The sequence below is a fragment of the Citrobacter sp. Cf088 genome (assembly GCF_030334295.1).
GTDB classification, from domain to species: domain Bacteria; phylum Pseudomonadota; class Gammaproteobacteria; order Enterobacterales; family Enterobacteriaceae; genus Citrobacter; species Citrobacter freundii.
In genome coordinates this window covers 538,461-563,726 of record NZ_JAOWEE010000053.1, presented here as the reverse complement: position 1 = coordinate 563,726, position 25,266 = coordinate 538,461, and the positions used below count along the sequence as shown (strand labels likewise).

Annotated in this window: 28 protein-coding genes and 3 tRNA genes; 8 read left to right on the top strand and 23 right to left on the bottom strand. The window is 49.5% G+C overall.

Translation table 11 applies throughout. The features are described 5' to 3' along the window. Nucleotides 1–122: 122 nt before the first annotated feature. The gene (gene flhC, locus OGV71_RS15610) at nt 123–707 is read right to left on the bottom strand and encodes a flagellar transcriptional regulator FlhC (RefSeq protein ID WP_008785071.1); all 585 of its coding nucleotides are present in this window, start codon (nt 705–707) and stop codon (nt 123–125) included. Continuing rightward, on the bottom strand, nt 704–1,045 hold the full coding sequence (flhD, locus tag OGV71_RS15605) for a flagellar transcriptional regulator FlhD (RefSeq protein ID WP_003034622.1): 342 nt from the start codon (nt 1,043–1,045) through the stop codon (nt 704–706). Before flhD ends, flhC begins: the two co-directional genes overlap by 4 nt. Before the next feature lie 793 nt (nt 1,046–1,838). Between flhD and uspC the strand changes: the two genes are divergently transcribed. Then, a complete protein-coding gene (uspC, locus tag OGV71_RS15600) occupies nt 1,839–2,267 on the top strand; it encodes a universal stress protein UspC (protein ID WP_003034619.1) in 429 nt (142 codons plus the stop codon). 17 nt (nt 2,268–2,284) lie between these two features. Here uspC and otsA read toward each other — a convergent pair whose 3' ends face one another. From otsA to OGV71_RS15570, 6 genes are all read right to left on the bottom strand, one after another. Then, the gene (otsA, locus tag OGV71_RS15595; protein WP_171858510.1) at nt 2,285–3,706 is read right to left on the bottom strand and encodes an alpha,alpha-trehalose-phosphate synthase; all 1,422 of its coding nucleotides are present in this window, start codon (nt 3,704–3,706) and stop codon (nt 2,285–2,287) included. Further along, entirely contained in the window at nt 3,681–4,484 is an 804-nt protein-coding gene (gene otsB, locus OGV71_RS15590; RefSeq protein ID WP_204583498.1) for a trehalose-phosphatase, read from the bottom strand. The genes otsA and otsB overlap by 26 nt, the downstream gene beginning before the upstream one ends. Nucleotides 4,485–4,659: 175 nt before the next feature. After that, nucleotides 4,660–5,646, bottom strand: a complete 987-nt coding sequence (araH, locus tag OGV71_RS15585; RefSeq protein WP_003034609.1) for an L-arabinose ABC transporter permease AraH — start codon at nt 5,644–5,646, stop codon at nt 4,660–4,662. A 14-nt stretch (nt 5,647–5,660) separates the two neighbouring features. Then, a complete protein-coding gene (araG, locus tag OGV71_RS15580) occupies nt 5,661–7,175 on the bottom strand; it encodes an L-arabinose ABC transporter ATP-binding protein AraG (protein WP_204583497.1) in 1,515 nt (504 codons plus the stop codon). A gap of 115 nt (nt 7,176–7,290) precedes the next feature. Beyond that, on the bottom strand, nt 7,291–8,280 hold the full coding sequence (locus tag OGV71_RS15575; RefSeq protein WP_003833897.1) for an arabinose ABC transporter substrate-binding protein: 990 nt from the start codon (nt 8,278–8,280) through the stop codon (nt 7,291–7,293). Between the two features lie 315 nt (nt 8,281–8,595). Beyond that, complete coding sequence (locus OGV71_RS15570; RefSeq protein WP_204583496.1) at nt 8,596–9,153, bottom strand: DJ-1/PfpI family protein; 558 nt, start codon at nt 9,151–9,153, stop codon at nt 8,596–8,598. 553 nt (nt 9,154–9,706) lie between these two features. Here OGV71_RS15570 and OGV71_RS15565 point away from each other — a divergent pair. Next, nucleotides 9,707–10,210 (top strand): non-heme ferritin-like protein, encoded by a 504-nt coding sequence (locus OGV71_RS15565; RefSeq protein WP_003034597.1) that lies wholly within the window; start codon nt 9,707–9,709, stop codon nt 10,208–10,210. Between the two features lie 139 nt (nt 10,211–10,349). On the opposite strand, the gene OGV71_RS15560 is transcribed toward OGV71_RS15565, so the two are convergent. Further along, entirely contained in the window at nt 10,350–10,601 is a 252-nt protein-coding gene (locus tag OGV71_RS15560; protein WP_204583495.1) for a DUF2766 family protein, read from the bottom strand. Nucleotides 10,602–10,731: 130 nt separating this feature from the next. Here OGV71_RS15560 and OGV71_RS15555 point away from each other — a divergent pair, with 130 nt between their 5' ends. Next, a complete protein-coding gene (locus OGV71_RS15555) occupies nt 10,732–12,153 on the top strand; it encodes an MFS transporter (protein ID WP_071696434.1) in 1,422 nt (473 codons plus the stop codon). 33 nt (nt 12,154–12,186) lie between these two features. Here the strand turns inward: OGV71_RS15555 and OGV71_RS15550 are convergent, their stop codons facing one another. Further along, on the bottom strand, nt 12,187–12,825 hold the full coding sequence (locus tag OGV71_RS15550; protein ID WP_204583494.1) for an RpiB/LacA/LacB family sugar-phosphate isomerase: 639 nt from the start codon (nt 12,823–12,825) through the stop codon (nt 12,187–12,189). Between the two features lie 267 nt (nt 12,826–13,092). Here OGV71_RS15550 and yecR point away from each other — a divergent pair, with 267 nt between their 5' ends. Further along, on the top strand, nt 13,093–13,428 hold the full coding sequence (gene yecR, locus OGV71_RS15545) for a YecR family lipoprotein (RefSeq protein WP_003034590.1): 336 nt from the start codon (nt 13,093–13,095) through the stop codon (nt 13,426–13,428). Between the two features lie 194 nt (nt 13,429–13,622). After that, entirely contained in the window at nt 13,623–14,120 is a 498-nt protein-coding gene (gene ftnA / locus OGV71_RS15540) for a non-heme ferritin (RefSeq protein WP_003034588.1), read from the top strand. Between the two features lie 45 nt (nt 14,121–14,165). Here the strand turns inward: ftnA and OGV71_RS15535 are convergent, their stop codons facing one another. Further along, entirely contained in the window at nt 14,166–14,405 is a 240-nt protein-coding gene (locus OGV71_RS15535; protein ID WP_003034586.1) for a YecH family metal-binding protein, read from the bottom strand. A 226-nt stretch (nt 14,406–14,631) separates the two neighbouring features. Here OGV71_RS15535 and tyrP point away from each other — a divergent pair, with 226 nt between their 5' ends. Continuing rightward, on the top strand, nt 14,632–15,843 hold the full coding sequence (gene tyrP / locus OGV71_RS15530) for a tyrosine transporter TyrP (RefSeq protein WP_071696433.1): 1,212 nt from the start codon (nt 14,632–14,634) through the stop codon (nt 15,841–15,843). A gap of 26 nt (nt 15,844–15,869) precedes the next feature. On the opposite strand, the gene OGV71_RS15525 is transcribed toward tyrP, so the two are convergent. From OGV71_RS15525 to OGV71_RS15510, 4 genes are all read right to left on the bottom strand, one after another. After that, nucleotides 15,870–16,535 carry a YecA/YgfB family protein gene (locus OGV71_RS15525; protein WP_003034581.1) on the bottom strand — a complete coding sequence of 222 codons (666 nt, stop codon included), beginning with the start codon at nt 16,533–16,535 and terminating at the stop codon, nt 15,870–15,872. Nucleotides 16,536–16,744: 209 nt separating this feature from the next. Beyond that, on the bottom strand, nt 16,745–17,026 hold the full coding sequence (locus OGV71_RS15520) for a heavy-metal-associated domain-containing protein (RefSeq protein WP_003833910.1): 282 nt from the start codon (nt 17,024–17,026) through the stop codon (nt 16,745–16,747). Then, complete coding sequence (locus OGV71_RS15515) at nt 17,023–17,379, bottom strand: mercuric transporter MerT family protein (RefSeq protein ID WP_003034578.1); 357 nt, start codon at nt 17,377–17,379, stop codon at nt 17,023–17,025. The genes OGV71_RS15520 and OGV71_RS15515 overlap by 4 nt, the downstream gene beginning before the upstream one ends. After that, nucleotides 17,357–18,499: a transglutaminase-like domain-containing protein gene (locus OGV71_RS15510; protein WP_032949539.1), complete on the bottom strand. Its 1,143-nt coding sequence runs from the start codon at nt 18,497–18,499 to the stop codon at nt 17,357–17,359. The genes OGV71_RS15515 and OGV71_RS15510 overlap by 23 nt, the downstream gene beginning before the upstream one ends. Before the next feature lie 331 nt (nt 18,500–18,830). Here OGV71_RS15510 and OGV71_RS15505 point away from each other — a divergent pair, with 331 nt between their 5' ends. Next, nucleotides 18,831–19,856, top strand: coding sequence for a patatin-like phospholipase family protein (locus OGV71_RS15505; protein ID WP_200054521.1), 1,026 nt, complete (start codon nt 18,831–18,833; stop codon nt 19,854–19,856). 19 nt (nt 19,857–19,875) lie between these two features. Here the strand turns inward: OGV71_RS15505 and OGV71_RS15500 are convergent, their stop codons facing one another. Both OGV71_RS15500 and OGV71_RS15495 read right to left on the bottom strand, forming a co-directional pair. Beyond that, entirely contained in the window at nt 19,876–20,346 is a 471-nt protein-coding gene (locus OGV71_RS15500; RefSeq protein WP_003839113.1) for an SRPBCC family protein, read from the bottom strand. A 13-nt stretch (nt 20,347–20,359) separates the two neighbouring features. Beyond that, complete coding sequence (locus OGV71_RS15495; RefSeq protein WP_086504018.1) at nt 20,360–21,049, bottom strand: LolA family protein; 690 nt, start codon at nt 21,047–21,049, stop codon at nt 20,360–20,362. Nucleotides 21,050–21,252: 203 nt separating this feature from the next. Here OGV71_RS15495 and OGV71_RS15490 point away from each other — a divergent pair, with 203 nt between their 5' ends. After that, complete coding sequence (locus OGV71_RS15490; RefSeq protein ID WP_016150545.1) at nt 21,253–21,597, top strand: hypothetical protein; 345 nt, start codon at nt 21,253–21,255, stop codon at nt 21,595–21,597. A 109-nt stretch (nt 21,598–21,706) separates the two neighbouring features. On the opposite strand, the gene OGV71_RS15485 is transcribed toward OGV71_RS15490, so the two are convergent. The 6 genes from OGV71_RS15485 to uvrY form a co-directional block, all read right to left on the bottom strand. Further along, nucleotides 21,707–21,793, bottom strand: a tRNA-Leu gene (locus OGV71_RS15485). A gap of 12 nt (nt 21,794–21,805) precedes the next feature. Continuing rightward, a tRNA-Cys gene (locus OGV71_RS15480) sits at nt 21,806–21,879 on the bottom strand. Between the two features lie 51 nt (nt 21,880–21,930). Further along, a tRNA-Gly gene (locus OGV71_RS15475) sits at nt 21,931–22,006 on the bottom strand. 151 nt (nt 22,007–22,157) lie between these two features. After that, a complete protein-coding gene (gene pgsA, locus OGV71_RS15470) occupies nt 22,158–22,706 on the bottom strand; it encodes a CDP-diacylglycerol--glycerol-3-phosphate 3-phosphatidyltransferase (RefSeq protein WP_003030490.1) in 549 nt (182 codons plus the stop codon). A gap of 55 nt (nt 22,707–22,761) precedes the next feature. Continuing rightward, nucleotides 22,762–24,594, bottom strand: coding sequence for an excinuclease ABC subunit UvrC (uvrC, locus tag OGV71_RS15465; protein WP_286533594.1), 1,833 nt, complete (start codon nt 24,592–24,594; stop codon nt 22,762–22,764). After that, entirely contained in the window at nt 24,591–25,247 is a 657-nt protein-coding gene (uvrY, locus tag OGV71_RS15460; RefSeq protein ID WP_003030486.1) for a UvrY/SirA/GacA family response regulator transcription factor, read from the bottom strand. Before uvrY ends, uvrC begins: the two co-directional genes overlap by 4 nt. Between the last annotated feature and the right edge of the window lie 19 nt (nt 25,248–25,266).

The following is a 25,266-nucleotide window of genomic DNA, read 5'->3' as shown; positions in this document are numbered from 1 at the left end:
CATCATCCTTTCGCAATTGACTATGACAGGATGCGCAGTCGGGCAATTAACGTAAGGTCAGGACAAAAAAAAGCAGCGGTAATCGCTTACCGCTGCTGGAGTGTTCATCCACACCGTATCAGTTAAACAGCCTGTTCGATCTGTTCATCCAGCAGTTGTGGAATAATATCGGCAGCATTCTGGGAAAGTTTACGTCTTTTTACGGCCCTTGATGGCGGCTGGCATAAACTACAGGCAAAGCTGCCTGCGGGTTGGTGTGCATGAGTGATAAAATTCCCACCGCAGCAATTGCATTGGGACAACTCCAGCAATCCGCTGTCGACAAATCGTACCAGCGTCCACGCGCGAGTTAACGCCAGCAATGGCCCTTCTTCAGGCTGCGGACACTGCTCAAGATATAACCGATACGCCTTAATCACGGCATCCACGCCGCTACAGAGACCCGTTTTGAGCAGGAATTGCCATGCATTGCAAAACATCGACGCATGAATATTTTGTTCCCACGTCATAAACCAGTCGGTGGAAAACGGGAGCATCCCTTTTGGCGGAGGACTACCGCGTAATTCTTTGTACAGCTTGATTAATCGACCACGGCTTAATTGCGTTTCGCTTTCCAGCATTTGCAAACGGGCGCCCAATGTGATTAATTCCATTGCCAACTGGATATCACGCGCTTCCTGAACAATGCTTTTTTCGCTCATCATCAAGCCCTTTTCTTACGTGCTGCATCATCGATGTCGCTTAACAGGCGTGTTGAAAGCATGATACCAGTATGAATTTGCTGAAGATCGTCAACGCGGGAGTCTTGCGTCAGGCGAGTAACAGTCTGGTGATCGTCGAAACGGAAATGACATACCAGTTGGTTTGTTTCGGCCAGTTTGACCATTTGAGGAAGTGTTAATGTTGCCAACGTGTCCGCCATTTCCTCGCTGATACCAAGGCGAAACATCGCAGATGCTTTGTCCTGAACGATCAAACGCTGTGCAAGCAATAAATATGACAAATTGATGTCATAAATGTGTTTCAGCAACTCGGATGTATGCATTATTTGCATCCATAATAACCAACATTGTTTTCATGCGGTAAAACCGCACCCCGTGATGTCGCCGGGAAGGCCCGGTAAAAAAAAGCAAAAGGTCAAATACATAGCAGCGTAACGACACTTACGCGTCGTCTAAACAATCCCTTTTAAGAAGGCAGCGTCCCTTACAAGCTCACATCAATTCTTACAAATGTCTAAGATTTTTCCTAATTCGACGCAACTCTACCCGCCGTCAGTTACACATACAACGGAGCTATGCTGCGAATTTAAAGAATATGTGATCAAGATCACATAAAACAGCCAAACACTTAACATAAATCCATCAGCGTGGCTTTTACTTTGCTTATTTCTTAACCTTCCATTATCCATTTCGATTCCTGATGTACGAATATTCTTGCAATAAAAGCGAATAGTATTATGTTCACGACCGTTAATATCACGCCGTGAAATAGCGAGCTGGATCACATATTTAACTCAAAAAAATTTTTTAATTAAATTCTTTATAAACAATGACTTAAATATTTAGGGCGATTAATTAATACCGCGATGTGACGACCTTGCAAATGTTAATGTATGTTTATTTTTTATTAACACATTGTTTTCATTAGCCGTGGGTTTTACTTAAGTTACCTAAACATATCTGCAACCAATATGAATCGATTATTCTATTTATAAGAATAATTAATGAATAATCATGATGACATTCACACTATGAAGGAAGGAAACGTTGCAGTATGGAGTAAGCTGAGTAAAGCTGAAAAGCCCCCTCATAATTCTTGAAAAAAAGGAGCGAGTTATGAGCTATTCGCACATTCTTGTTGCTGTTGCCGCCACCCCTGAAAGTCAGCAGTTGTTAGACAAGGCGGTTTCTATCGCTCGCCCTGTCAACGCCCGAATTAGCCTGATTACACTGGTCTCAGACCCCGAACTGTATAACCAGTTTGCAGCTCCCATGCTGGAAGACCTGCGTGAAGTCATGCAGGAAGAAACTCAGGATTTTATCGACAAACTTAGCAAAGAAGCAGAATACCCCATTGAGCATACCTTTATTACCTATGGGGCTCTGAATGAACATATCCTGGATGTATGCCGCAAATACGCCATTGACCTGGTCATTTACGGCAACCATAACCACAGTTTTTTTTCACGCGCTTCCTGTTCAGCGAAAAGCGTGATTCATACCAGCCAGGTGGACGTTCTTCTGGTTCCGCTAGCCGGAGATTAATACACAGCGCCAGGACTTCATGCGAGTTTAGAACAGGAAGAAATATTGTCTGGCAGTTGGCATTGACTCCGACGCGGCGTGACTGTTTTAAGATCACTGATGAACGTCGCCTGCCAGTTGTCGATATCGTTTTTAACGATAGTCTCAAGCATTTCAGCGTGGCGCGAGATGCGTTCGGTAAGTGGCATCGTCAGCGCCTGGTTTAATGCGCTTGCCACTTCATCCCGGTCATAAGGATTAACAATAAGCGCAGAGGTTAGCTCATTCGCCGCCCCGGCAAATTGCGATAAAACCAGCACGCCAGGGTTAGCAGGATCCTGTGCGGCCACAAACTCTTTCGCCACCAGGTTCATACCATCGCGCAACGGGGTCACCAATCCTACGTCAGAGTAGCGGAAGATCTTCATCAGCAATTTACGATCAAAATACTGGTTCAGATAGTAAAGCGGCGTCCAGCCCAGTTGCCCATATTTGCCGTTGATTCGCCCTGCTTCTGTTTCCAGTTGGTGGCGAATATCCTGATAGGCCTGCACCTCTTCACGCGAGGTCGGCGCTATCTGCGTATAGCGAATTTTACCGTGGTGCTGCGGATAATGTTCCAGTAAGGCCTCGTAGGCCTGAAAGCGCTCCGGCAAGCCTTTGGAGTAATCCAGACGCTCCACGGAGAAAATATTCTGCACATTTTTAAGCTCCGCTTTTAGCTGCGCCAGTTTTGGCGGCAGCGGCCCGGACGCCTGTCGTGCAATCTCATCAGGTTCGATACCGATGGGATAGACCTGAGTGCGAAACGCTTTTCCCCATGCCAGGTGCTGCTTATCTTTATGCGTGGACACCCGAGTCTGGGCTGCGAGACAGTCCAGAAAAGCCTGGCGATCGTTTTCGGTCTGGAAACCAAGTAAATCAAAGTCACACATTTGCTCAAGTAGCGCCAGATGTGGAGGGAGCGCATTAAAAATTTCCGGCGTCGGAAAAGGAATATGCAGGAAAAAACCGATGCGGTTATTCACACCGCGCTTACGTAACTCGCAGGCAAACGGCAATAGATGGTAATCATGAATCCAGATGATGTCGTCATCGCCAAGCAGCGGCAGAAGTTTATCTACCAGTAAGGCATTAACCCGTTGGTAGCCTTCCCAGGCAGAGCGCTGAAACTGAACTAAATCCAGTCGATAGTGAAATGCGGGCCATAAAACCGCATTTGAAAACTGGCAGTAATACTCTTCGTAATCTTGCTCACTCAAATTAAACGAGGCCCAGGTGATATTGCCACGCGTGACTTTTTTTAACGGTTTATCCTCATTACCGGTATCACCACTCCAGCCAAACCACAGACCACCAGCAGCTTTTAACGCGCCCAGTACACCGACCGCGAGCCCACCCGCGCTCCCTTTGTCATCTGGTGAGGCGATACGATTAGATACTACGACTAAACGACTCATAGCCACCTCTTCTGTTATTCGTTGCTTTCGATTCTTGCTGCGAAGAGTTAATTTGCTCCAGCCAGCGCCAGACATCCCTGACGCCATCCAGACGCCATGTCGCCTGCGTCGGCCCGATCCCCACCTTCACGGAAATACCGCCAGCGCGGTTAACCACAGCAAATCCTGTTTCATCTGTCAGATCATCACCGAAAAACACAGGGATCCGGCCAGCAAAAGGCGCTTCCTGCATAAATGCAGCTATCGCGTCGCCTTTATTGCTGCCCTTAGGCTTTATTTCCACGACACATTTTCCTTGCTGCAGAGCAAGCTGCGGCCATCTGCGCGTGATGCTTTCAGCCAGGGTAATCAGCGCAGCTTCGTGTTCGGGTGCCTGGCGATAGTGCAACGCGAAAGCCATACCTTTGGTTTCCAGCGTTGTCCCCGGTAACGTCACTAACGCTGAGTGTAATAAAGCCCCAGCTTCACGCTCGATACCTTCAGGCAGGTGTACTATGTGCGTTTGACCATTGATGTCACGGCGTTCTGCCCCATGCACTCCGGCAAGCGGAAAACGAAACGGAGTTGTGAGTGCGTCAAGCTCAACCATTGAGCGCCCTGAAATCAATGCCAGCGCATCCGCATTATGCGTCGCTAACTGATGTAAACATTGCAGGATTGCCTTAGGGACAACGACCTGGTCGGGAAAGGGTTTAATCTCAGCAAGTGTCCCATCGAGATCAAAAAAGTAAGCACAGTTTACAGATTGTTCAGGGGGTAAGATCAGTGATGCTGTCACCCGGTTATCCTCCTCATCATAGTCAGAACGCCACGCGGATCGCGGCGTATAGATGATGTATGACGGATATAAGTATAGACAGTGTGACCATGCTCGCCATTTGGAAAAACAATCGCCAGCCGGGTAGCGGCTGGCGACGGGCAGAAGCTAGACTAAAAAGTTAGGGTTTAAATCATCAAACGGTACGCTTCGCTTTTTGCTTGTAACGGTCGAAGATCACCGCCGCTAGCAGGATGAGGCCACGTACCACATACTGCGCGAACGGAGAGATATTCAGCAGGTTCATCGCATTCTCAACCGTACCCAGGATTAAAACCCCGGCCACCACATATGAGATTTTTCCGATGCCACCTTTAAGCGAAACGCCCCCTAACACGCAGGCTGAAATCACGATCAACTCATAACCGATTGAGGTCATTGGCTGGCCGCTGGTCATACGCGATGCGAGGATAATCCCGGCAATGGCGGATACCAGACCGGAAAGAATAAAGATAATAATCTTGGTACGAACAACCGGAACCCCTGCCAGGCGCGCCGCCTCTTCATTGCCCCCAATGGCCAGCGTATTACGACCAAACGTGGTTTTGTTCAGCAGTAAACCAAAGACAATGAAACAAACGACAGTGATCCAGATAGGCGCAGGCAGACCAAACCAGTTAGCATAACCGAGTGTAAAGAAACGCTCGTCTTCAATCCCGACAGCCTTACCGTCGGAGATAATATAAGCCAGACCACGTACAATCTGCATCGTCGCAAGAGTAGTGATCAGGGCGTTAATTTTTAACCGCGCAATCACGAACCCATTCACCAGGCCACACAGAATACCGAGCAGAAGTCCGGCAGCCACGCCAATCCACAAACTTTCAGTCATGTTAATGACTACGGCAGTGGTAACACCAGCACAAGCAATCACAGATGCGACAGACAGGTCGAAATCACCGGATGCCAGACAAAACAGCATCCCACACGCGACCATGCCCGACATCGATACTGCCAGCCCCAGTCCCTTCATATTGATGAAGGTGGCAAAGTTTGGCACAAACAGGGAACAAACGAGGAACAGCACGGCGAACACCACCAGCATACCGTATTGATCCCAAATGCGGCCCAGATTTAGCGCCGACTTCGCTGCGCCAGAACCCGATGTAGAAACGGAAGACATCATACTCTCCTTATTCAGGCTACAGCCTGGCTGACTTTAGGCATAGCAAGGCTCAACGCCTGGCGCTCATCCGCCTGTTCATGAAGTAACTCACCGGCAATTTCGCCTTCTCTCATCACCACAATACGATCGGCGACACCGAGCACTTCTGGCAGGTCACTGGAAGCAAACAATACGGCCACACCGCGCGCTGCGAGGGCATAAATCACGTTGTAAATTTCATGCTTGGCGCCTACATCAATGCCGCGTGTAGGCTCATCCAACAAAATCACCTTCATCTCTTCCGATAACCAACGACCGAGGATAGCCTTCTGTTGATTACCGCCGGAGAGATTCATGATCAGTTGCTCTGCACCCGGTGTTTTGATGTTGAGTGAACGAATATGGTGATCGGCATTGGTCTCTTCCCAGCCGTTGTTGATCACGCATCCCCCCAGAACATGCTTACGTCGTGCACTAATGTTGATGTTGTTGCGCACTGAATGGACCGGAATGATCCCTTCGGCTTTGCGATCCTCCGGGCACAGCATCATCCCTGCTTCAATGGCATGGCTTGGTTTACGGATATCGATAGGCTGTTCATCAATAAATACCTGGCCCGCCGTGATACGCGTACCACCGAACAGTCCTTTCATTAATTCGCTACGTCCGGCCCCCACCAGGCCAAACAGCCCGACAATTTCACCGCTTCGCACAGATAAACTGATTGGCGTACGCACGCCCGGGGCTTTTACCTCATGCAACCGCAGACGCTCTGTGCCATACGGTCTGGATTTCCAGCCATAGATATCCCCGAGGTCGCGCCCGACCATCGCCTGCACCAGCGCGTCGTGATCGACCTGCTGCATATCCGTGAACGTTTTGACGTAATGACCATCTTTAAACACAGTGATGGCATCGCTGAGGGCAAAAATCTCCTCCATACGGTGCGAAACGTACAGAATGATGCGTCCTTCGTTGCGCAGCTCACGAATGACACGAAACAGATTCTCAATCTCACGTGCTGACAGGGAACTGGTCGGTTCATCAAACGCAATAATTTTGGCATTTCGCGCCAGCGCTTTTGCAATCTCTACCATCTGCCACTGACCAATGGAGAGGTATTTCAATGGGGTATCGGGATCGATATCCATGCCCAGATGCTTCAGCTGGATTGCTGCTTCATAGTTCAGCAGCGAGCGGTTCACAATCCCGCCTTTGTGCGGTAACTGCCCTAAATAAATATTCTCGGCAACGGTCATTTCCGGGACGAGATGCAGTTCCTGATAAATAATGGCGACGCCGGCGTTGAGCGCGGCAGTGGTATCCGCGAAGGAAACTTCCTGTCCGCGGATCGTCAATGATCCCGTCGTTGGCGCATAGTTACCGCTGAGAATTTTTAAGAGTGTTGATTTCCCGGCGCCATTTTCGCCCATCAGCGCATGCACCTGTCCGGCATAGCAGTCGAAACTGATATCCGTCAGCGCTTTAACGCCGGGGAACGTTTTGCCAATGCCGCGAAATGAGAGATACGGGGTAGACTGTTGCATAACGTCTCCGTGAGTCAGATCTTTATGCCGGAGGGGGGCTTTGCCTCATCCGGCCTTCTGAGGACGCAATTCGTAGGCCGGATAAGACGCGTTGACGTCACATCCGGCATTTGTGTTACTTACCGCCTAAGCCTTTCTTCGCCAGCTCTTCTTTGAAGTTATCGCGGGTAATCAGCACCACATCCGTCACTTCAGTGAATGCCGGTGGCTCTGCACCTTTCGTTACCCAGTTGTAGAGCATTTCACTGGACTTGTAGCCGTGAACGTCCGGGCTTGGCAGCAGTGAACCGTAGAACCCGGTCGCTTCGCCTTTAGACAGTTCGCTTACTGCGTCAACGCCGTTGATACCAATACCAATTACGTTTGGTGCTTTGAAGCCCTGCCCTTCGGTCGCACGTACGCCGCCCAGCACAGTGTTGTCGTTCATGCCGACAATCAGCCAGTTTTTGACTTCAGGATGCTGAACCAGCATGGAGTTAGCGGCGTCAAATGCGCCGGGGATGTCATTCGATTTTGTTGGGACCTGGTAGATCTGTTTTTCCGGGAAGCCTGCGGCTTTAAGCGCTTCCATTGAACCAGAAGTACGACGACGTGCGGTATCCAGTTCGTTGGCGGTAATGGCCATTACGGCGGTGGATTTCACATCCCAACCGCGTTTTTGCATCTCCTTGTACAGCTCCTGGCCCTGGCGCTCACCAATTTTGGTTGCCGCCATCATCACCAGCGGTACGGTATCCATCGGCTTACCTTTGGCATTGGCAAACTGGTCATCGACGGCAATGACTTTCATATCGTAGCCACGCGCCTTAGCCATAATGGCTGGCCCCAGTTTTGGGTCTGGCGTACAAATAACAAACCCTTTTGCTCCACTTGCAGCCAGGCTGTCGATGGCGTTAAGGGTTTTCTCACCATCCGGGACGGCAATTTTAATCACCTCAAAACCAAGGTCTTTGCCGGCTTTATCGGCAAATTTCCATTCAGTCTGGAACCACGGTTCTTCCGGCTGTTTGACCAGGAAACCGAGCTTCATGGATTCAGCGATAGCGGATTGTGACATAATGGCCGCCAGACCGATGGCAGCCAGCGCTTTAGTGAATTTGTGCATGGTTAACTCCAGCTTTAACGTTCTTTTATGTAGGGTAAAATCAGACGATTTTTTGTAATTCGGACGTAAAACAAGGCATTACCTTTTATTGATAAGATCAATGCCAGTGCTGAGAGTATTTGTAGCGGGAAATTGATTCTCCATAAGAGAGCGGCATCACACCACAGAATTACAGTAATTGCGTACATAAATTCAGCGGGAAATGACATAAAAAAACGCGGTTTTGTCGACGGGAAAAAAGAGGAATAGCAGATTAGTCCATAACATCAGCCAACGAATCCTTGTTCCCGAATACCGGAGTATTCGGGAAAATGCTTACCATCGGTAATAAATGTGATCAGCGTGATCGCGAACCGGAATATCATCTCCCAATAGACGCGCCGCAAGCGTCAATGCAAAATCGAAAATATGCCCTAACCCTTTACCGCTAATCAGGTTGCCATCTTCCACAATCGGCGCATCGATATATTCCCCATCCGTTACGTTTTGCCACAGATCCCCCGAACACACGTAGCGACGCCCCTTCAGCAGGCCGTTGCCACCCAGCACGCGCGCAGCCGCGGAACACACCGGGCAAATGATTTTTCCTGCCTCGTCATGGCGAGCGATAAACTGGATGACAGCCTTACTGGCGGCAAGATTAACGCTGCCCTGCGGCCCGCCCGGTAACACAACGGCATCGTAAAGATCCGTCTGACGCGCAGCCAGCGTGCTGTCCGTCACCATCGGCACGTCATGATAGCTCACCACCGCACGGGACTCGGCGCAGGCCAGTGTTTCAACTTCGATCTGCAGGCGGCGCAGAATATCAATGGTAACAATGGCTTCCGCCTCTTCAAAACCAGGTGCCAGTAGCACGGCAACCTTTTTCATACACACTCCTCGATTTTTCCAAATACACCAAACCATAAATGCCGAATCATTCAGGCGCTTAACTTTATTAATTTCCACAAAACTGATCTGGCGCAAAAAATTAGCCAGCAGATAACGTTCACTGACACGTCCCGATAATGAAATTTCTCCATCCCAAGGCCGGATAATCATCCGGTGAGAGACAATACCTGATTGTGAAATTCCATTTCGTGATATGAAACATCATTTCAATATTAATGCTTGGATTTAATCCCATAAATATCAATCTCTTATATTCACATCACTTATATACACAAGCAGAAAAATCACTAATATTGCTATGACAATATGTAAAAAATCATAAATACGCAGATTTAAGGATTTTCTTAAGTCGGAACAGGAGTTATGCTGAATCTCGATCGGGAGCGAATATAATTCGTGATCACTAAAGGACCGGCGGAACGGATTTATTCTGCTAACAGTTTTAATTGTACGTAGAGGTGATGTGTAGCGGCAGCCCGTTGCACTGACGTAAGTAACGTACATCCCCCTTTCTGGAAATAAGGATATTGATATGGCTGCAGTTGGAATTGTTCATAAACTCAACACACAAATGAACCTCGAGTTCTACGCATCGAATCTTTACCTGCATCTCAGTGAATGGTGTTACGAACACAGCCTGACTGGCACCGCAACCTTTCTACGCACTCAGGCACAAGGTAACGTGACTCAAATGATGCGTATGTTCAATTTTATGAAAAGTGCCGGAGCTAACCCCATCGTCAAGGCAATTGATGTTCCGGGTGATGAACTAACTTCTCTTGAAGAACTGTTTCAGAAAACGCTGGATGAATACCAACAGCGTTACAGCAAGCTATCACGCTTGACCAATGAAGCAGAAGCCTTGAATGATGCAACAACCATTGATTTTCTTCACGATCTGGAAAAAGAGCAGCAGCAGGATGGCGTGCTGTTACAAACGATTCTTGATGAAGTCCGCAGCGCTAAACGTGCGGGACTGTGCATGGCGCAAACCGATAAGCATCTGCTGAACGTCGTGAATTATCAACATCACTAATCTTCAATTTTCATCGTGTTAATGCCGGATAACGATGCGACGCACCTTATCCGGCTGGTGCTTAATTTTCTCTACGCTCACGCCTCTCATTCTGCGAGGCGCAAAAAAACCTTTCTAAAACCTGAAACAACGGTTTATTTTAGTGAGATTCATTCTGCGGCGTGAATTTCAACTCGATCAAGGCAACTGCTTTTTGTATTGCGCGCATAGTAACCGGATCGGCGCCCGCAGGATGGCAGGAGAAATCGATGCTTTTCAGTTGGCTGGACATTTTCTCCCGCACTTCTACTGGGGCAATAACATCAAGAACATCCAGAATCTGCTTGATAACCAGCTGACAGGCAACAACGTCCGAGAGCAGTTCCTGATCGGCATTCAGTGTTTGGGACATAGTGAGCTCCTTATAGAAAGGTCGTCATAGTACCTATTCAACGAACGAAACGATAGCCGCGCATGCATTACGAATGCGCTGGAAAATAAAAATAGATCCAGTCAGTTTCTTTTGAGATGGCAAGCACAACATGAGTGAACATATAGCGGTTGAGAACAAACGCGGTCTATCCCCGGCTGCATTACTTGTTGCCGGGGCTTTCTTTATGGAGTTTATTGACGGCACGGTGATTGCCACCGCACTGCCCGACATGGCGAAGAGTTTTGCCGTGCAAGCGGTAGACCTGAACATAGGTATCAGCGCCTATCTGATCACCCTCGCGGTGCTGATTCCCGCCAGCGGCTGGATTGCGGATCGCTTCGGTGCCCGAAAGGTGTTTACCCTGGCGCTGGCGATATTTACTCTCGCCTCGGTTTTATGCGGTTTGTCCGAAAGCCTTGAGAGCTTTGTCGCCATGCGAATCTTACAGGGTGTAGGTGGCGCGCTAATGGTTCCGGTTGGCCGACTTGCGGTATTGCGTACCACGCCTAAACATCAGTTGATCACCGCTATTGCGACCCTGACCTGGCCCGCGTTAGTCGCCCCCATCATTGGCCCTCCCCTTGGCGGATTCATTACCAGCTATGCCAACTGGCGTTGGATCTTCTTCATCAATGTACCGCTCGGGATACTGGCGATTGCGCTGGCGCTTCGTTTTATCCCGGATATTCATGACGACGAGCGCCGCCCATTTGATATAACGGGATTTATCGCAACCTCTGTTGCGATGGTAAGCCTGGTGTATGCCATGGAGTTACTGGGAACCCAACAGCCTCAGGGCTGGCTGACCGCCGGACTTTTGGCGCTAGGAACAGTGACATTTCTGTTTGCCCTGCATCATTTTCGTCGCGCCGCATGGCCAATGATTCGCCTTGATGCCATGAACGTCCCTACTTTTCGCGTCACCATGTATGGCGGATCGCTGTTTCGTGCCTCTATCAGCGCCGTGCCGTTTCTGCTGCCGTTAATGTTTCAGGTAGGTTTTGGCATGAACGCTTTCCACGCGGGTTCGCTGGTGCTGGCGGTATTTGTGGGCAATCTGACGATTAAACCGGCCACCACACCGTTGATACGTTGGCTGGGCTTTAAGAAACTGCTGTTGATTAACGGTGCGCTTAACGTTCTGGCGCTGCTGGCCTGTGCATTAATTACGCCGCAGACCCCCGTGTGGGTTATTTTGCTGGTGTTGTATCTGGGCGGTGTGTTCCGCTCAATTCAGTTTACCGGCGTCAGCACGCTTGCCTTCGCGGACGTCCCCGCGGCACAAATGAGCTACGCTAATACGCTGTTCAGTACAGCGACACAATTAGCGGTAGGATTGGGCATTTCTTTAGCCGCTATTGGGATCCGCATTGGCGATGTGGTCAGTGAAAGGCTGGCATTGGGCAATATTCCAGGGATCAGTTTCCGGCTGGCCTTTGTCGCTATTGCCATTATTTGTCTGGTAGGTATGGTGGATACGCTGCGACTCGCCCGTGATGCAGGAAGTGCAGTATCGAACAAGAACAAGTAGCCCGGAGGGTGAACGCTGCCGGGCCAACAGGATTTAGCCAATTACCTCGCGTACAAACGCTTCGATTGCTTTGTCCTGGCAGTTTTCAAAGAAGCACTGCTGGAAGCGCGGGCCCGATACAGCAGTTTTCACCAGCTCAGGATCGATAGCGCGCAGCGTGTCCAGATAATTTTCTTTTACTACAGCCGCTTTCACCTGATTCAGAATACCGGCGTTACGCACCTGCGGCTCTTTACGCTCCGGTGGGTAGCCTTCGCCGTTACGCCCGGTGAACGCTTTTTCAAACATATAGCGCACATTCAGCTCAGCACCCCAGCCAAAACCTTTGGCGAATGCCAGAGAAAGCGCGTTGCCGTTGTTGATCTGAGAGAACAAGAACGCATCTGCAGGATCGAGGCAATAACCACACACCACACCCGGATGGATATTCAGTGACACCATTGCCCCCTGGCCCGTGCCGCAACCGGTGACCACGAAATCAACCGCTTTGGAATTAAGCAGGATGCTGGCCATAATTCCTAAATGGATGTAGGTCAGATGATGATCATTTTCATCGCTCATCCCAACGTTATAGACCGGAAAACCTTTCTCATCCGCAACGGCTTTAAGCTCGTTATGGATGATGGCGTTTTTGCTTGCCTGGCTGTTTTCCATCATCAATGCAATTTTCATTCTGTACTCTCCTGAATGCGCTGCGGTAGCCCGCTGAAAGTCATAACATTCAGCCACATTACTATTTTGCAATCACACTTTCAAATTTAATGAAATTTAGTTTTAAAAAACAAAGTTGCGCTCACATTCTTGTCTGAAGAGTTCAGAATTGCCTCAAACGAATGACCTCGTTGTGATTAATCACAGGTGATCTTCGGGCTATTCAAGCCATTGATGAGGGCCTCTGTATGCCATGATAGTGTATCTTCGAACTTTCAGAGCGATCTCATGAAGACCTTTATCCTAGCGCTTTTGCCGCTCGTGCTGACAGGATGCACAATTACAAAACAGGCACAGGTCAGCGAAGCCAGCGCCATCACTGGTGTGGTTCGCCTGACTTATAATCAGGCCATGTTACAAACAGCACGTACCGATGACTACGTTACCCAAGGGACAGCCACCAAAGAGTGTCAGCGCCTGGGCTATGCCAGCGCTGAAGCGTTTGGCCAGCCGGTGTCAACCTGCAGCGTATATGCAGGTTCTCTGTGCTTAAATACCAAAATTACACTCGCCTGGCAGTGTCATGGTGTCGCGGTATCGCAATCCCCCTCATTCAATTATTAATATTTCCGACCAGCACATTTTTGCTGGTCTTTTACCACTTTATTATTTATATCCCCCGCTCAATATCGTTAATGCGTTTTATTCCCATTCTCATTTTTAATAAATAAATTTATTATTTTACCTTTTGCAAATAATTAAATAACAAATTATAGTGACGCCACGTCAATATATAATAATGTTTGTGGAGCAGAACCATGCTGAAAACAGAAATGATCGACCAACTGAATGAGCAAATGAATCTTGAATTATATTCATCTCTGCTCTACCAACAGATGAGCGCGTGGTGCAGCTATCACAGCTTCGAAGGTGCCGCCGCGTTTTTGCGCCGTCACGCCCAGGAAGAGATGACGCACATGCAGCGTCTGTTCGATTACCTGACCGATACCGGCAGCTTGCCGCGTATTAATACCGTTTCTTCACCTTTTGCTGAATATGCGTCTCTGGATGAACTGTTCCGTGTCACTTACGAACACGAGCAGTTGATCACCCAGAAAATTAATGAGCTGGCACACGCGGCAATGACCCACCAGGATTATCCAACCTTTAATTTCCTGCAGTGGTATGTTGCCGAGCAACATGAAGAAGAGAAATTATTTAAATCTGTTATTGATAAGCTGTCGCTGGCAGGGAAAAGCGGCGAAGGTCTTTATTTCATCGATAAAGAACTGGCTACGCTTGATACGCAGAATTAATAATTTGGGGTAATGAAGGCAACCCGCCATCATTACCCATTAAAATCAGTGACGGCAGATCTTGCTTTCGTGCGTAGAGAAGCCGTCTTCTTTTGCAATAAACTTTCCCTTCGCCGCTAAAAACGCCACCAGCTCGCCTGCCGTCATATCTGCCGCAGAACAAGTGTGGAAACGCGCCTGCTCGCCGAAACGTGCCGTAATCGCCGCTTCAAGGCTGGCATTTGAATACTGCTCGCCAGATTCAATCATCATGTTGAGCACTTCGTGACCGTGAATAGATTCCATACTACCTCCTCAATAAAGACCGTAGCCTAATGTGAACCGCACGGCGCTGCTTTGCGCTAACGCAGGTTTATCCGCAGATAAATGTCATTTGTTATACATCTTAATGGTCAAAAATATCGTAAACATTAATGTACAACCATTGTAACGACGATTTGACGAACATAGCGTTTTGCCTTAACCTGCGCCGCAGATATAACCGTTGATTATCTCTGGGACAGAGGAAAGCGTGAAAAACAGAACCCTGGGTAGTATTTTTATCGTGGCGGGAACCACGATTGGTGCCGGTATGTTGGCAATGCCGTTGGCTGCGGCAGGCGTGGGGTTTAGCGTCACGTTGGTATTGTTAGTCAGTCTTTGGGCGTTGATGTGCTACACCGCGCTGTTGCTGCTTGAAGTATATCAACATGTCCCGGCAGACACCGGGCTGGGTACGCTGGCAAAACGGTATCTTGGTCGTTACGGACAATGGGTAACGGGCTTTAGCATGATGTTTTTAATGTATGCCCTGACGGCGGCGTACATCAGTGGTGCAGGTGAACTGCTGGCCTCCAGCATCAGCGACTGGACCGGAACAAATATATCTCCGACAACAGGCGTACTGCTGTTCACCTTTGTTGCCGGTGGCGTGGTTTGTGTTGGGACCTCGCTGGTCGATCTGTTCAACCGTCTGCTATTCAGCGCCAAGATAATCTTCCTGGTGGCGATGCTGGCTCTGTTAATGCCGCATATCCATAAAGTGAACCTGCTTACGCTGCCGCTGCAACAGGGGCTGGCGCTCTCCGCAATCCCGGTCATCTTCACCTCGTTCGGTTTTCACGGCAGTGTTCCCAGTATCGTCAGCTATATGAACGGTAACATCCGTAAACTGCGTTGGGTGTTTATTACGGGTAGCGCTATTCCACTGGTCGCCTATATCTTCTGGCAACTGGCGACGCTTGGCAGCATTAACTCGACAACGTTCATGGGGCTTTTAGCCAACCACGCAGGCTTAAACGGCTTATTGCAGGCATTGCGTGAAGTCGTGGCTTCGCCGCACGTCGAACTGGCGGTACATCTGTTTGCCGACCTCGCGCTGGCAACCTCTTTCCTCGGCGTTGCATTGGGATTATTTGACTACCTGGCCGACCTCTTCCAGCGCCGCAATACCGTAGCGGGAAGAATGCAAACCGGCGTGGTGACCTTCCTGCCGCCGCTGGCATTCGCGCTGTTCTATCCGCGTGGTTTTGTCATGGCATTAGGGTATGCGGGCGTTGCCCTGGCGGTGCTGGCGCTGCTCATTCCCTCGATGCTGGCATGGCAAAGCAGAAAACAGAATCCGCAGGCCAACTACCGCGTAGCCGGCGGTGCTCCGGCGCTGGCGCTGGTATTCTTGTGCGGCATTGTGGTGATCGCAGTACAGTTTTCTATTGCAGCAGGATTACTACCAGAAGTGGGTTAAAACAAAGGGGCTTTCGCCCCTTTCTGTTAATGCAAACAGCACTGCTTATATTTCTTGCCGCTGCCACAGGGGCAAGGGTCATTGCGCCCTACTTTGGCATCCACTTTCACCGGTACTTTGACCGGCGTTTCCTGAGGATGCGCCATCCAGTAAGCATGCAGGTCCAGCGCAGCCAGGCGGATGGCATCGACGCTCTCTTCAAACGCTTCAGGTGTCAATTTCTCAACCACCGCAAAGTTCTCTTCCGTACCGTGCAGCGCAATAGCCTCAAGTGCTGGTTTTAACGTGTCCGGTAACGCGGACCAGTCTGACAGTGCAACGCCGCGCATATAACCAAAGCACCACTCTTCAACGATGGTCAGTTCATGCTCGTCAATTTCACGCAAACCAAACAACGGCTCAAACTGCTCAGGATATTCATCCAGACGATCGGCCGTATCCGCCATATGTTGAAACGCCAGGTTCATGAAACGCGTCATTTCTTTTTCGGAGGACCAGCGAGGGACATACTGCGCGCCGCCCCAAATTGCGACCAGCCACTGCTCTGGTTCAATTTCATACGGTGAACTCAGCACCGCCGTCAGCAAACCATCCAGTTCTGACACATCCAGAATAGCCTTGTCTGTATTGTACTTAGTCAGTACATCATCCAGCCATTCCAGTTCGCTCTCGTTTAATGGTCCCGTTTTCATAACGCTTTTCCTTAGTCAAAAAATCTTGCCTGTGATCATCCTACATGGCTGGAGGGATAACAGATACAAATGGGCATATGCGGCATACAGTTGCCGCCTGTTCAGGTTAACAGGAAACGAGGGGAATTCCGGAAGTTAACGCACAAAAGAGAACACTAAGCCGCCGGGCATCATACCGGGAAAACACAATAAAACCACCCGCAGGTGGTTTACTGTTGTTCAATGCGGTTGAGCGTTGCGGTATAGCCCGTTTTCGCTACCGCGTTAAGTAAAGTATCGGTTGGGAAACCTTCTGGCACAATCGCTTCTGCTTGTCGGGTTTTTAGGGAGGACTTTGCTTTAATCACGCCGTCGGTTTCACGTAGCGCCTGATTGACCGAAATAACGCATAGCGAGCAGGTCATATTTTGTATATCCAGCACCACTTTTTGATTGGCCGCCTGAGCCCACAGCGGTAATAGCAAGCATGCAACTAACGTGAAGATCTTCATTCAAATACCTCATAAAACCAGGCAACAAGCGTTGGGTAAAATAACACTGGCAAAATCAATGCCAGTGCGCACCAGTAGAACATGCGCGCTTGCCTCAGCGTTAGCCAGCCTGAACACCACAGCCGTTTGGAAAAATAGAGCCGCCAGAAGACATGCAGTAATAATCCCAGGGATAGCAGCACCAGAGGCGTTCGCAAAAACTCAAACTTGGTGAAAACAGCAAAGCTCGCCGCCGAAATACCAAACAGCAGGTAGAGCAGCGGTCCAACGCAGCATAAGCCCGCAGTGACGGCAGCTACCGCAGCCGTCAACAGGGTGAGTCCCGCCCGTTTAGCGTTGTTCTGTGGCGACATAGCTGTAGGAGAACGCTTTAGGATCATAGAAATTGATCGGGTCGCCATCAACTTCAGCATAAGGATAACCAAAGTTGTTCACCGCGCCCTGCTCCGTTGCCGGATACAGCTCGAAATCACGCCCGTAGTTGAATCCAACCCAGTTCATTTCCCAGTTACCAAACAGGTAAGTGTTTACCGCCTGGACATCGGCGTCCTGATGCGATTTTTTCTCTGCCAGACGCATTTTGGTCACATCAGCAGGATCGCAAGGTAACCAACCGTAACCGGCCAGATAGAACTCGGCACGACAATGTTGCCCACCGCTCACATCAGCAACGCCTGCGCTGTCTGCTTTGCCAAATGCACTTTTCGAGTAACGTTCGAGCTTATTGGCCTTGCCCAGACGGATACCAAACAGTTCACGCGCCGGAATGCCGCTGGCACGCGCCAGAGCCACAAAAACGGAGCTCATGTCGGTGCATTTTCCTTTGAGCTTACCGCTTTTTAAGATCTCCGCTACATCCCCCGTGCCGCAGCCGATAACGTCGTTATCGCGCTCCATATGGCTACTCACCCACTCGTAAATCAGGCGTGCTTTTTTCAGCGGATCCTGCTCATTACCGGTGATTTTACGTGCGGTTTCCAGAACCAGCCCATCAACTGGGGTATGTGCCGTCGGCAAAAGGTACGGTTTTACATCCAGCGGGTAAATAATCTGCTCCGGCGCTTGCCAGGTTTTCAACGCGTCCTGCTTCAGCGGTTCCCAGTCGGCGGTTTCAATGTCGATATCAACGTTAATCAACAGTTCGCCCTGCGAGTCAGGCCAGGTGGCAAACAGCGTTTTCGCGCCATAAGTATTATTAGTGGTGACATACGCTTGCTTATAGTTTCCGCTAAAGGCAAGCGCCGTCATTTGTTGAAACGCGGTATCTACAGGAAGCGGGATCCACAGTTTTACTACACCGCTCGAGCCCTTAGGAGGGTTAAGTTTATAGGTCTGGGATAACACAAAGCGCCGACGCGCGACTGGTGCAACGGATGGCTCAGCGGCGCGAACCGTCTGACTAATAACCGCAGGACCGACTAAACCGGCGGCCGAAAGGAGAACGCTATTTTTGAGAAATTGTCGACGTTGCATTGCTGTCTGTCCATGTTGTAAGAGTTGAACTACGGCTAAGCAGGTAAAAACCGTATACGATCATCACAGCAGACAGACGCTGACATAAAAAGGTGAGCCGATGGAGGTTATTCATCAATAACAGACCTGTTAACTGTGAATGAAATAAGATACTACAAGGTCGCTATTAAGCCATTTACAGGCAAAAAAGTACAGCAGTGAGCGGATATCAATCTGCCAGCCCCCTTCTTATGACACAAATTCAGCGTAAATCCTGTCTATATTTAACTGCAGCCATAGCGGAAACAACCCTACCCCTAAATCCCGTTTCTTATCTTTGGAGGACATAAAAATGGCAATGAGAATACTGTCTATCGATGGTGGCGGGATCAGAGGCATCCTGCCGGGTATGCTACTTGTGGCACTGGAGAAGAAATTGCAGGATATATCACAAAATCCTGCCGCCAGAATTGCGGATTACTTCGATCTCTTTGCCGGTACCAGTACCGGGGCCATTCTGTGTTCTGCTTACGTTTGCCCTGATGCGAAAGGAAAGCCCAAGTTCTCCGCTCAGGAAGCCGTCAATTTCTACCTTCAGGATGGGGATGAAATTTTTGATGTCGGCGTCTGGAAAACAATCAGTTCACTGGGTGGTGCTAGCGATGAAAAATATTCTGCAAAGGAGCTGGAGAGGGTATTAAAAACAGCATTTGGTGAAACAAAAATCAGTGAATTATTAAGACCAACCTGCTTTGTTTCTTATGACGTGAGCAGTCGTCTTCCTGTCATTTTCAAACAACACTCCGCCCTCGCCAAGAATCGGGACTTCCTGGTCAGGGATGCTTTACGGGGTACCTCAGCAGCTCCCACTTATTTCGAGGCAGCGCGTATTTATTCATTACCCCCGGTACCCGAAAAATTTGTCCTGGTTGATGGCGGTGTGGTGGCAAACGACCCGGCACTCTGCGCCTATTCCGAAGCGATTAAATTCAGTAATGTCGCTGGCATTAAGGATATGATTATTGTCTCACTGGGCACCGGCAAGAAATTGCAGGGGTATTCTTATTCCGAAGTTAAGGACTGGGGCCCCTTTGGCTGGGCAAAACCGGCTATTGATATCGCGCTAGAGGGGGGGCCACAGATGACCGCGTATTATCTGCAACAAATTGCCTCAACGGTAAAAAACTCTAAATACTACAGAATTCAGCCTGAACTATACGGCGCCGATCCAACGCTGGATAACGCATCGCGTGAAAACTTAGAACTTCTGCGCAAGGCAGGCCTACAAAATGCCGCCGTGTATGATAAGAAATTGACTGAGATCGCTAAGTTATTAATCAGTAGTGGAGGCAATTTTAAATATCAGGACGCTAATTAATCCTCAACCCTGACTGAACTCAAAATATATGTACATTCGTTGCCAGTTTGCGGGCTAATCCTCTGGCCCCTTCGCGCATGACCGTATCGTGATTCCAGCGAAAAACGGGTGCCGCCAGCGGGGCCAGGTAATTCATCCAACGAATCGTGGTGCGAACATTCCAGTCATATCTGACGATGGTCTCAGCGCCACTGGCAGAAAAATACCACACACCTCGCCCTTCTACCGCCCCACTGGCTTGTCCCTCAAGCAGCGAGCAAGGCAGAATATTTAACACGTTGATGTCAAAGGTTAAGCGATAGGGAAGCGCTCCTTTCCAGGTATAACGATGCAGCGCCCCAATGCCCTGTACATCACCTTTTTTAATCTCAACAATGCGTTCCAGACTTTCCCACCATTCAGGCCACTGATCGGGATGAGAAAAAACATCCCATACCTCCTGAATAGAAGCCTCAACCCGCCAGACGGTGGAAAACTGATAGTCAGCCATAATACAGCCTCCTTCAGGGTGAGAAGAAATTGGCGGGAAAACGGATGTTAATGACCATAGCATCCAGAAGCACGGTTTCTAATCGCTGCCCATCTGGCGCATAGCTGATCACTTTGGCAGGAAGTCCGTGATAATTATCCAGCCAGACGTCATAGCGGTGAACACCATCAACCACCATTGTTCCAGGCCCAACCACAGATACGTGCGTCGTCGCCCGTCCTGCAAGGTTTTCCTTGCCAACAGTGGTCATTGTCCCTTCGCGTTGCAGATGACGAATATTGCCCAACAACACGCCGATATCAGAGCGATCCACTCGATGACCACGCTCATCCTGGATCAATGAATTAGTAGGCGACAGTTGCAAAATGGGCAAAAAACCCACACCAAATGGCCATAACGTCACTTTACCGCTGACAGGATTAAAGATAAGCACCGCTCCTGAATGCGGTTGGGTAAAATCCATCCGCACATACCCAGGCTTTTGAAAGCTATAGCGAATAATTTTGCTTTCATCGGATGGCGACGAAGAGCGCATCATGACCTGATAAGACGTCAGGTTTTTAAATGACTGTTGAGAAAATGCGATGGGATCCATGGCCCTGGCATTCTGCGAAAAGATATTCCCTTTTTCCACCGAATATGCTGCACAACTAAAGGTGAGCAATGCTGCGAACATGACTATCGGAGAAGATGAAATGTTCATAGCTGCCCCCTGAACCAGCGCGATTGGCAAACAGGAGTTATCACCTGCCGACTGTTTTTATTATAGTTCTTAACTGCGCGGCACTACTCTTCCGGCCCTCAGACTCAGTATGGACAGCAGGTTTAAATTATTGGTTTTCTTTTCAGTTGAGATGACAACATAAAGCTATACTTTAATAGCCATACTTTTAATAGGTATTAATCATGAAACTGCCATCGGTATTTTCATGCACCGTTCTTATATTACTGCTGCTGTCGTCATCTTCTGCCACATCCAGCGCGTTACAAAACCAGGCCGTCAGAGAGCAAGAGTTAAGCGCGGCACTTCGAGCCGGTAATGGCGTGATCATCATTGGCGGGACGGATGATTTCGTTTTCACGTTCAGGGCACGAAACCGAATCCACAGACACCTGGCGATACAGGATGACTTTGGCGATCCCATCCTGATGAATGGTTTCCAGGACCACAACTATAATCCCGCCCGCGATGGTTTTATCAACAACCCTGCCCGAGGGGGCTTTATGTTTAACGCGCCTATTCGGCGATAGATTGATGAGCAATAGTGAGTTCTATGCTTGTAAAAAACAAGCACAAAAAAACCACCCGTAGGTGGTTTCACGACACTGCTTATTGCTTTGATTATTCTGTTCTTTCCCATGGTACCCGGAGTGGGACTTGAACCCACACAGCGCGAACGCCGAGGGATTTTAAATCCCTTGTGTCTACCGATTCCACCATCCGGGCTCGGGAAGAAATTGGAGGCGCGTTCCGGAGTCGAACCGGACTAGACGGATTTGCAATCCGCTACATAACCGCTTTGCTAACGCGCCGAAATCTTCTGGCTTTACAGCCGACATCCGCGATTGCCGATGTCTCTAATTTGGAGCGGGAAACGAGACTCGAACTCGCGACCCCGACCTTGGCAAGGTCGTGCTCTACCAACTGAGCTATTCCCGCATCACCAAGTAACTTTGTTAATCACTTGATTTTGTTATCGTCTGGCAATCAGTGCTGCCGTTCGATGCGTTGCATTCTACTTACCTGACGCAATGAGTCAACGATATTTTTCACCACTAACGATCGTTTGCTGAAATTTGCGTCGAAACGATCACTGATCAAGCAAATCTCCACGTGCAGCGCTCAAATACTGGAACATTGACCACAAAGTCAGTATCGCGGCGACGAAGAAAAGTGCGATCCCAGCATACTCAACCCAGATATTTGGACGCCACAGCAGCCAGGCCAGTGCAGCCATTTGCGAAGTGGTTTTCACTTTACCAATCCAGGATACGGCTACGCTGCTGCGTTTACCCAGTTCGGCCATCCATTCACGTAGTGCAGAGATGATGATTTCACGCGCAATCATTGTTGCAGCGGGGAGCGTCACCCACCAGCTGTGGTAATGCTCTGTCACCAGTACCATCGCAATAGCTACCAGCACTTTATCAGCGACCGGATCGAGGAAGGCGCCAAAACGCGTGCTTTGGTTCCAGCGGCGAGCCAGAAAACCGTCAAACCAGTCTGTGACCGCTGCGATACAGAAGATCAGCGCACAAACAAAAGGAGCCCAGGTGAATGGCAGGTAAAAAGCCAATACAAAGAATGGGATCAGGATGACGCGAAACAGCGTGAGCAACGTAGGGATATTAAATTGCATATGACGGATAACTATCTGTTGTCAGTGAAATTACCCCTATGTTGCTACAGAGGGCCTAATGTTTCAACGAGTAGAAGATCTTTTCTGCCAGAGCTTGCGAAATACCCGGCACTTTTGCAATTTCTTCGATACTTGCATTACGAAGACCTTGCAAACCTCCCATATATTTCAACAACATCTGGCGACGCTTTGGCCCGACACCTTCGATGGTCTCAAGCGTGCTGGTACTTTTCACTTTCGCCCGCTTTTTACGATGCCCGCTAATCGCATGATCGTGAGATTCATCGCGGATATGCTGGATAACGTGCAATGCAGGCGAATCCGGCGGCAGACTAAAGCCCTCACCTTCCGGCTCAAAGAACAGTGTTTCCAGACCGGCTTTACGATCGGCCCCTTTTGCCACCCCCAGCAAAAGTGGGTGCTGTTTGTCCCAGGGAACGTCCAGTTCAGCAAAAACGGCTTTCGCCTGCCCTAACTGACCTTTACCGCCGTCGATCAATATGACGTCCGGAATCTTACTTTCTTCAATCGCCTTACCATAACGCCGACGTAAGACCTGATTCATCGCCGCATAATCATCACCCGGCGTAATGCCGGTAATATTGTAACGCCGATATTCTGCACGCAGCGGGCCATTGGCATCAAAAACCACGCAAGAGGCTACCGTCTGTTCCCCCATCGTATGGCTAATGTCGAAGCACTCCATACGCTTCACCGCAGGTAACTTCAATACGGAGGCCAGCGCCGTCAGACGTTGCGTAATCGTCGACTGCTGAGAAAGTTTCGTGGTGAGCGCCACTGCCGCGTTGGTCCGCGCCAGCTTCAGATAACGCGCGCGATCCCCTCGCGGTTTCGTCTGCACGTTAATCTTCCGTCCGGCCAGTTCAGACAGAGAGTCTGCCAGCAGGGTTTTATCGCTAAGATTGAAATCGAGCAGGATCTCCCCGGGTAAGGTACGCATCTGGCTCCCCTGCAGATAAAACTGCCCGACAAAGGTTTCGACGACCTCGCCCAGTTCCGTACCACCGGGTACTTTAGGGAAATAGCTGCGGCTGCCCAGCACTTTACCCTGGCGAATAAACAGAACGTGCACACAGGCCATGCCGGCGTCAAACGCCACGCCAATGACGTCCAGATCGTCTCCAGTATTAGAGACAAACTGTTTTTCGGTCACGCGGCGTACGGCCTGGATTTGGTCACGAATTCGCGCAGCCTCTTCAAATTCGAGATTTTGGCTGGCCTTTTCCATGCGGGTAATCAGCTGTGTTAACACCTGATCGTCTTTTCCGGACAGGAACAGACGAACATACTCGACCTGCTGAGCATACTCTTCCTCGCTCACCAGACCCGCGACACACGGGCCGAGACAGCGGCCAATCTGATATTGCAGACAAGGTCGAGAACGGTTGCGATAAACGCTGTTTTCGCACTGGCGGATAGGGAATATTTTCTGCAACAGCGCCAGCGTTTCACGCACCGCATAACCGTTAGGGAACTGTCCAAAGTACTCGCCTTTGGCATGCTTTGCCCCACGATGCATCGCCAGACGCGGGTGGGTATCGCCGCTAAGGAATATAAAGGGGTAGGATTTATCATCACGCAGCAATACGTTATAACGCGGCTGATATAGCTTGATGTAGTTGTGCTCAAGCAATAACGCTTCGGTTTCAGTGTGCGTTACCGTGACATCAATCTGCTGGATTTGCGCGACCAGCGCTTCGGTCTTGCGTGACGCAAGATTACTACGGAAGTAGCTGGAAAGCCTTTTTTTCAGGTCTTTCGCTTTCCCGACATAGATAACCGTTCCGGCGGTATCATACATACGATAGACGCCGGGCTGACTGGTCACGGTTTTCAGGAACGCTTTGGCATCAAACTGATCTGTCACTGGCTTGCTAATGTCTCCGCATTACACAGGCCATGGCGAATTGCCAGGTGAGTCAGCTCTACATCGCCATGAATGTTTAATTTACTGAACATTCGATAGCGATAGCTGTTCACCGTTTTAGGACTAAGATTCAGTTGCTCTGAGATCTCATTAACCTTCTGACCTTTGGTGATCATCAGCATAATCTGCAACTCGCGTTCAGACAAACTGGCAAACGGGGTTTCCGTTTTCTCAGGCTCAATCTGGCTGAGCGCCATTTGCTGAGCGATATCGGAGGCAATATACCGTTGCCCGGAAAAAACCGAACGAATCGCACTCACTACTTCCTGGGGGGCGGCGCCTTTGCTGAGATACCCTGCGGCCCCTGCCTGCATAACTTTTGCAGGTAATGGGTTTTCGGTGTGTACCGTCAGCATGATCACTTTAATGTCTGCCGTGGAACGCGCAATTTTGCGGGTTGCTTCCAGACCGCCAATACCGGGCATATTCATATCCATCAGCACAACGTCAACGGAATTTGAGCGGCACCATTTTACCGCATCTTCACCGCAGCACGCTTCGCCGACAACTTTTATGCCTTTTATATCTTCCAGAATGCGTCGTATCCCTGCGCGCACCAGTTCGTGGTCATCAACAAGAAAAACGTTGATCAAAGGAATATCTCCAGAATAG

Bases quoted from the DNA above. Each gene is read 5' to 3' on its own strand.
- flhD (WP_003034622.1), bottom strand. From the start codon at position 1,045: ATGCATACATCCGAGTTGCTGAAACACATTTATGACATCAATTTGTCA.
- uspC (WP_003034619.1), top strand. From the start codon at position 1,839: ATGAGCTATTCGCACATTCTTGTTGCTGTTGCCGCCACCCCTGAAAGT.
- otsA (WP_171858510.1), bottom strand. From the start codon at position 3,706: ATGAGTCGTTTAGTCGTAGTATCTAATCGTATCGCCTCACCAGATGAC.
- araH (WP_003034609.1), bottom strand. From the start codon at position 5,646: ATGTCTTCCGTTTCTACATCGGGTTCTGGCGCAGCGAAGTCGGCGCTA.
- araG (WP_204583497.1), bottom strand. From the start codon at position 7,175: ATGCAACAGTCTACCCCGTATCTCTCATTTCGCGGCATTGGCAAAACG.
- OGV71_RS15575 (WP_003833897.1), bottom strand. From the start codon at position 8,280: ATGCACAAATTCACTAAAGCGCTGGCTGCCATCGGTCTGGCGGCCATT.
- OGV71_RS15570 (WP_204583496.1), bottom strand. From the start codon at position 9,153: ATGAAAAAGGTTGCCGTGCTACTGGCACCTGGTTTTGAAGAGGCGGAA.
- OGV71_RS15565 (WP_003034597.1), top strand. From the start codon at position 9,707: ATGGCTGCAGTTGGAATTGTTCATAAACTCAACACACAAATGAACCTC.
- OGV71_RS15560 (WP_204583495.1), bottom strand. From the start codon at position 10,601: ATGTCCCAAACACTGAATGCCGATCAGGAACTGCTCTCGGACGTTGTT.
- OGV71_RS15555 (WP_071696434.1), top strand. From the start codon at position 10,732: ATGAGTGAACATATAGCGGTTGAGAACAAACGCGGTCTATCCCCGGCT.
- OGV71_RS15550 (WP_204583494.1), bottom strand. From the start codon at position 12,825: ATGAAAATTGCATTGATGATGGAAAACAGCCAGGCAAGCAAAAACGCC.
- yecR (WP_003034590.1), top strand. From the start codon at position 13,093: ATGAAGACCTTTATCCTAGCGCTTTTGCCGCTCGTGCTGACAGGATGC.
- ftnA (WP_003034588.1), top strand. From the start codon at position 13,623: ATGCTGAAAACAGAAATGATCGACCAACTGAATGAGCAAATGAATCTT.
- OGV71_RS15535 (WP_003034586.1), bottom strand. From the start codon at position 14,405: ATGGAATCTATTCACGGTCACGAAGTGCTCAACATGATGATTGAATCT.
- OGV71_RS15525 (WP_003034581.1), bottom strand. From the start codon at position 16,535: ATGAAAACGGGACCATTAAACGAGAGCGAACTGGAATGGCTGGATGAT.
- OGV71_RS15520 (WP_003833910.1), bottom strand. From the start codon at position 17,026: ATGAAGATCTTCACGTTAGTTGCATGCTTGCTATTACCGCTGTGGGCT.
- OGV71_RS15515 (WP_003034578.1), bottom strand. From the start codon at position 17,379: ATGTCGCCACAGAACAACGCTAAACGGGCGGGACTCACCCTGTTGACG.
- OGV71_RS15510 (WP_032949539.1), bottom strand. From the start codon at position 18,499: ATGCAACGTCGACAATTTCTCAAAAATAGCGTTCTCCTTTCGGCCGCC.
- OGV71_RS15505 (WP_200054521.1), top strand. From the start codon at position 18,831: ATGGCAATGAGAATACTGTCTATCGATGGTGGCGGGATCAGAGGCATC.
- OGV71_RS15500 (WP_003839113.1), bottom strand. From the start codon at position 20,346: ATGGCTGACTATCAGTTTTCCACCGTCTGGCGGGTTGAGGCTTCTATT.
- OGV71_RS15495 (WP_086504018.1), bottom strand. From the start codon at position 21,049: ATGAACATTTCATCTTCTCCGATAGTCATGTTCGCAGCATTGCTCACC.
- OGV71_RS15490 (WP_016150545.1), top strand. From the start codon at position 21,253: ATGAAACTGCCATCGGTATTTTCATGCACCGTTCTTATATTACTGCTG.
- pgsA (WP_003030490.1), bottom strand. From the start codon at position 22,706: ATGCAATTTAATATCCCTACGTTGCTCACGCTGTTTCGCGTCATCCTG.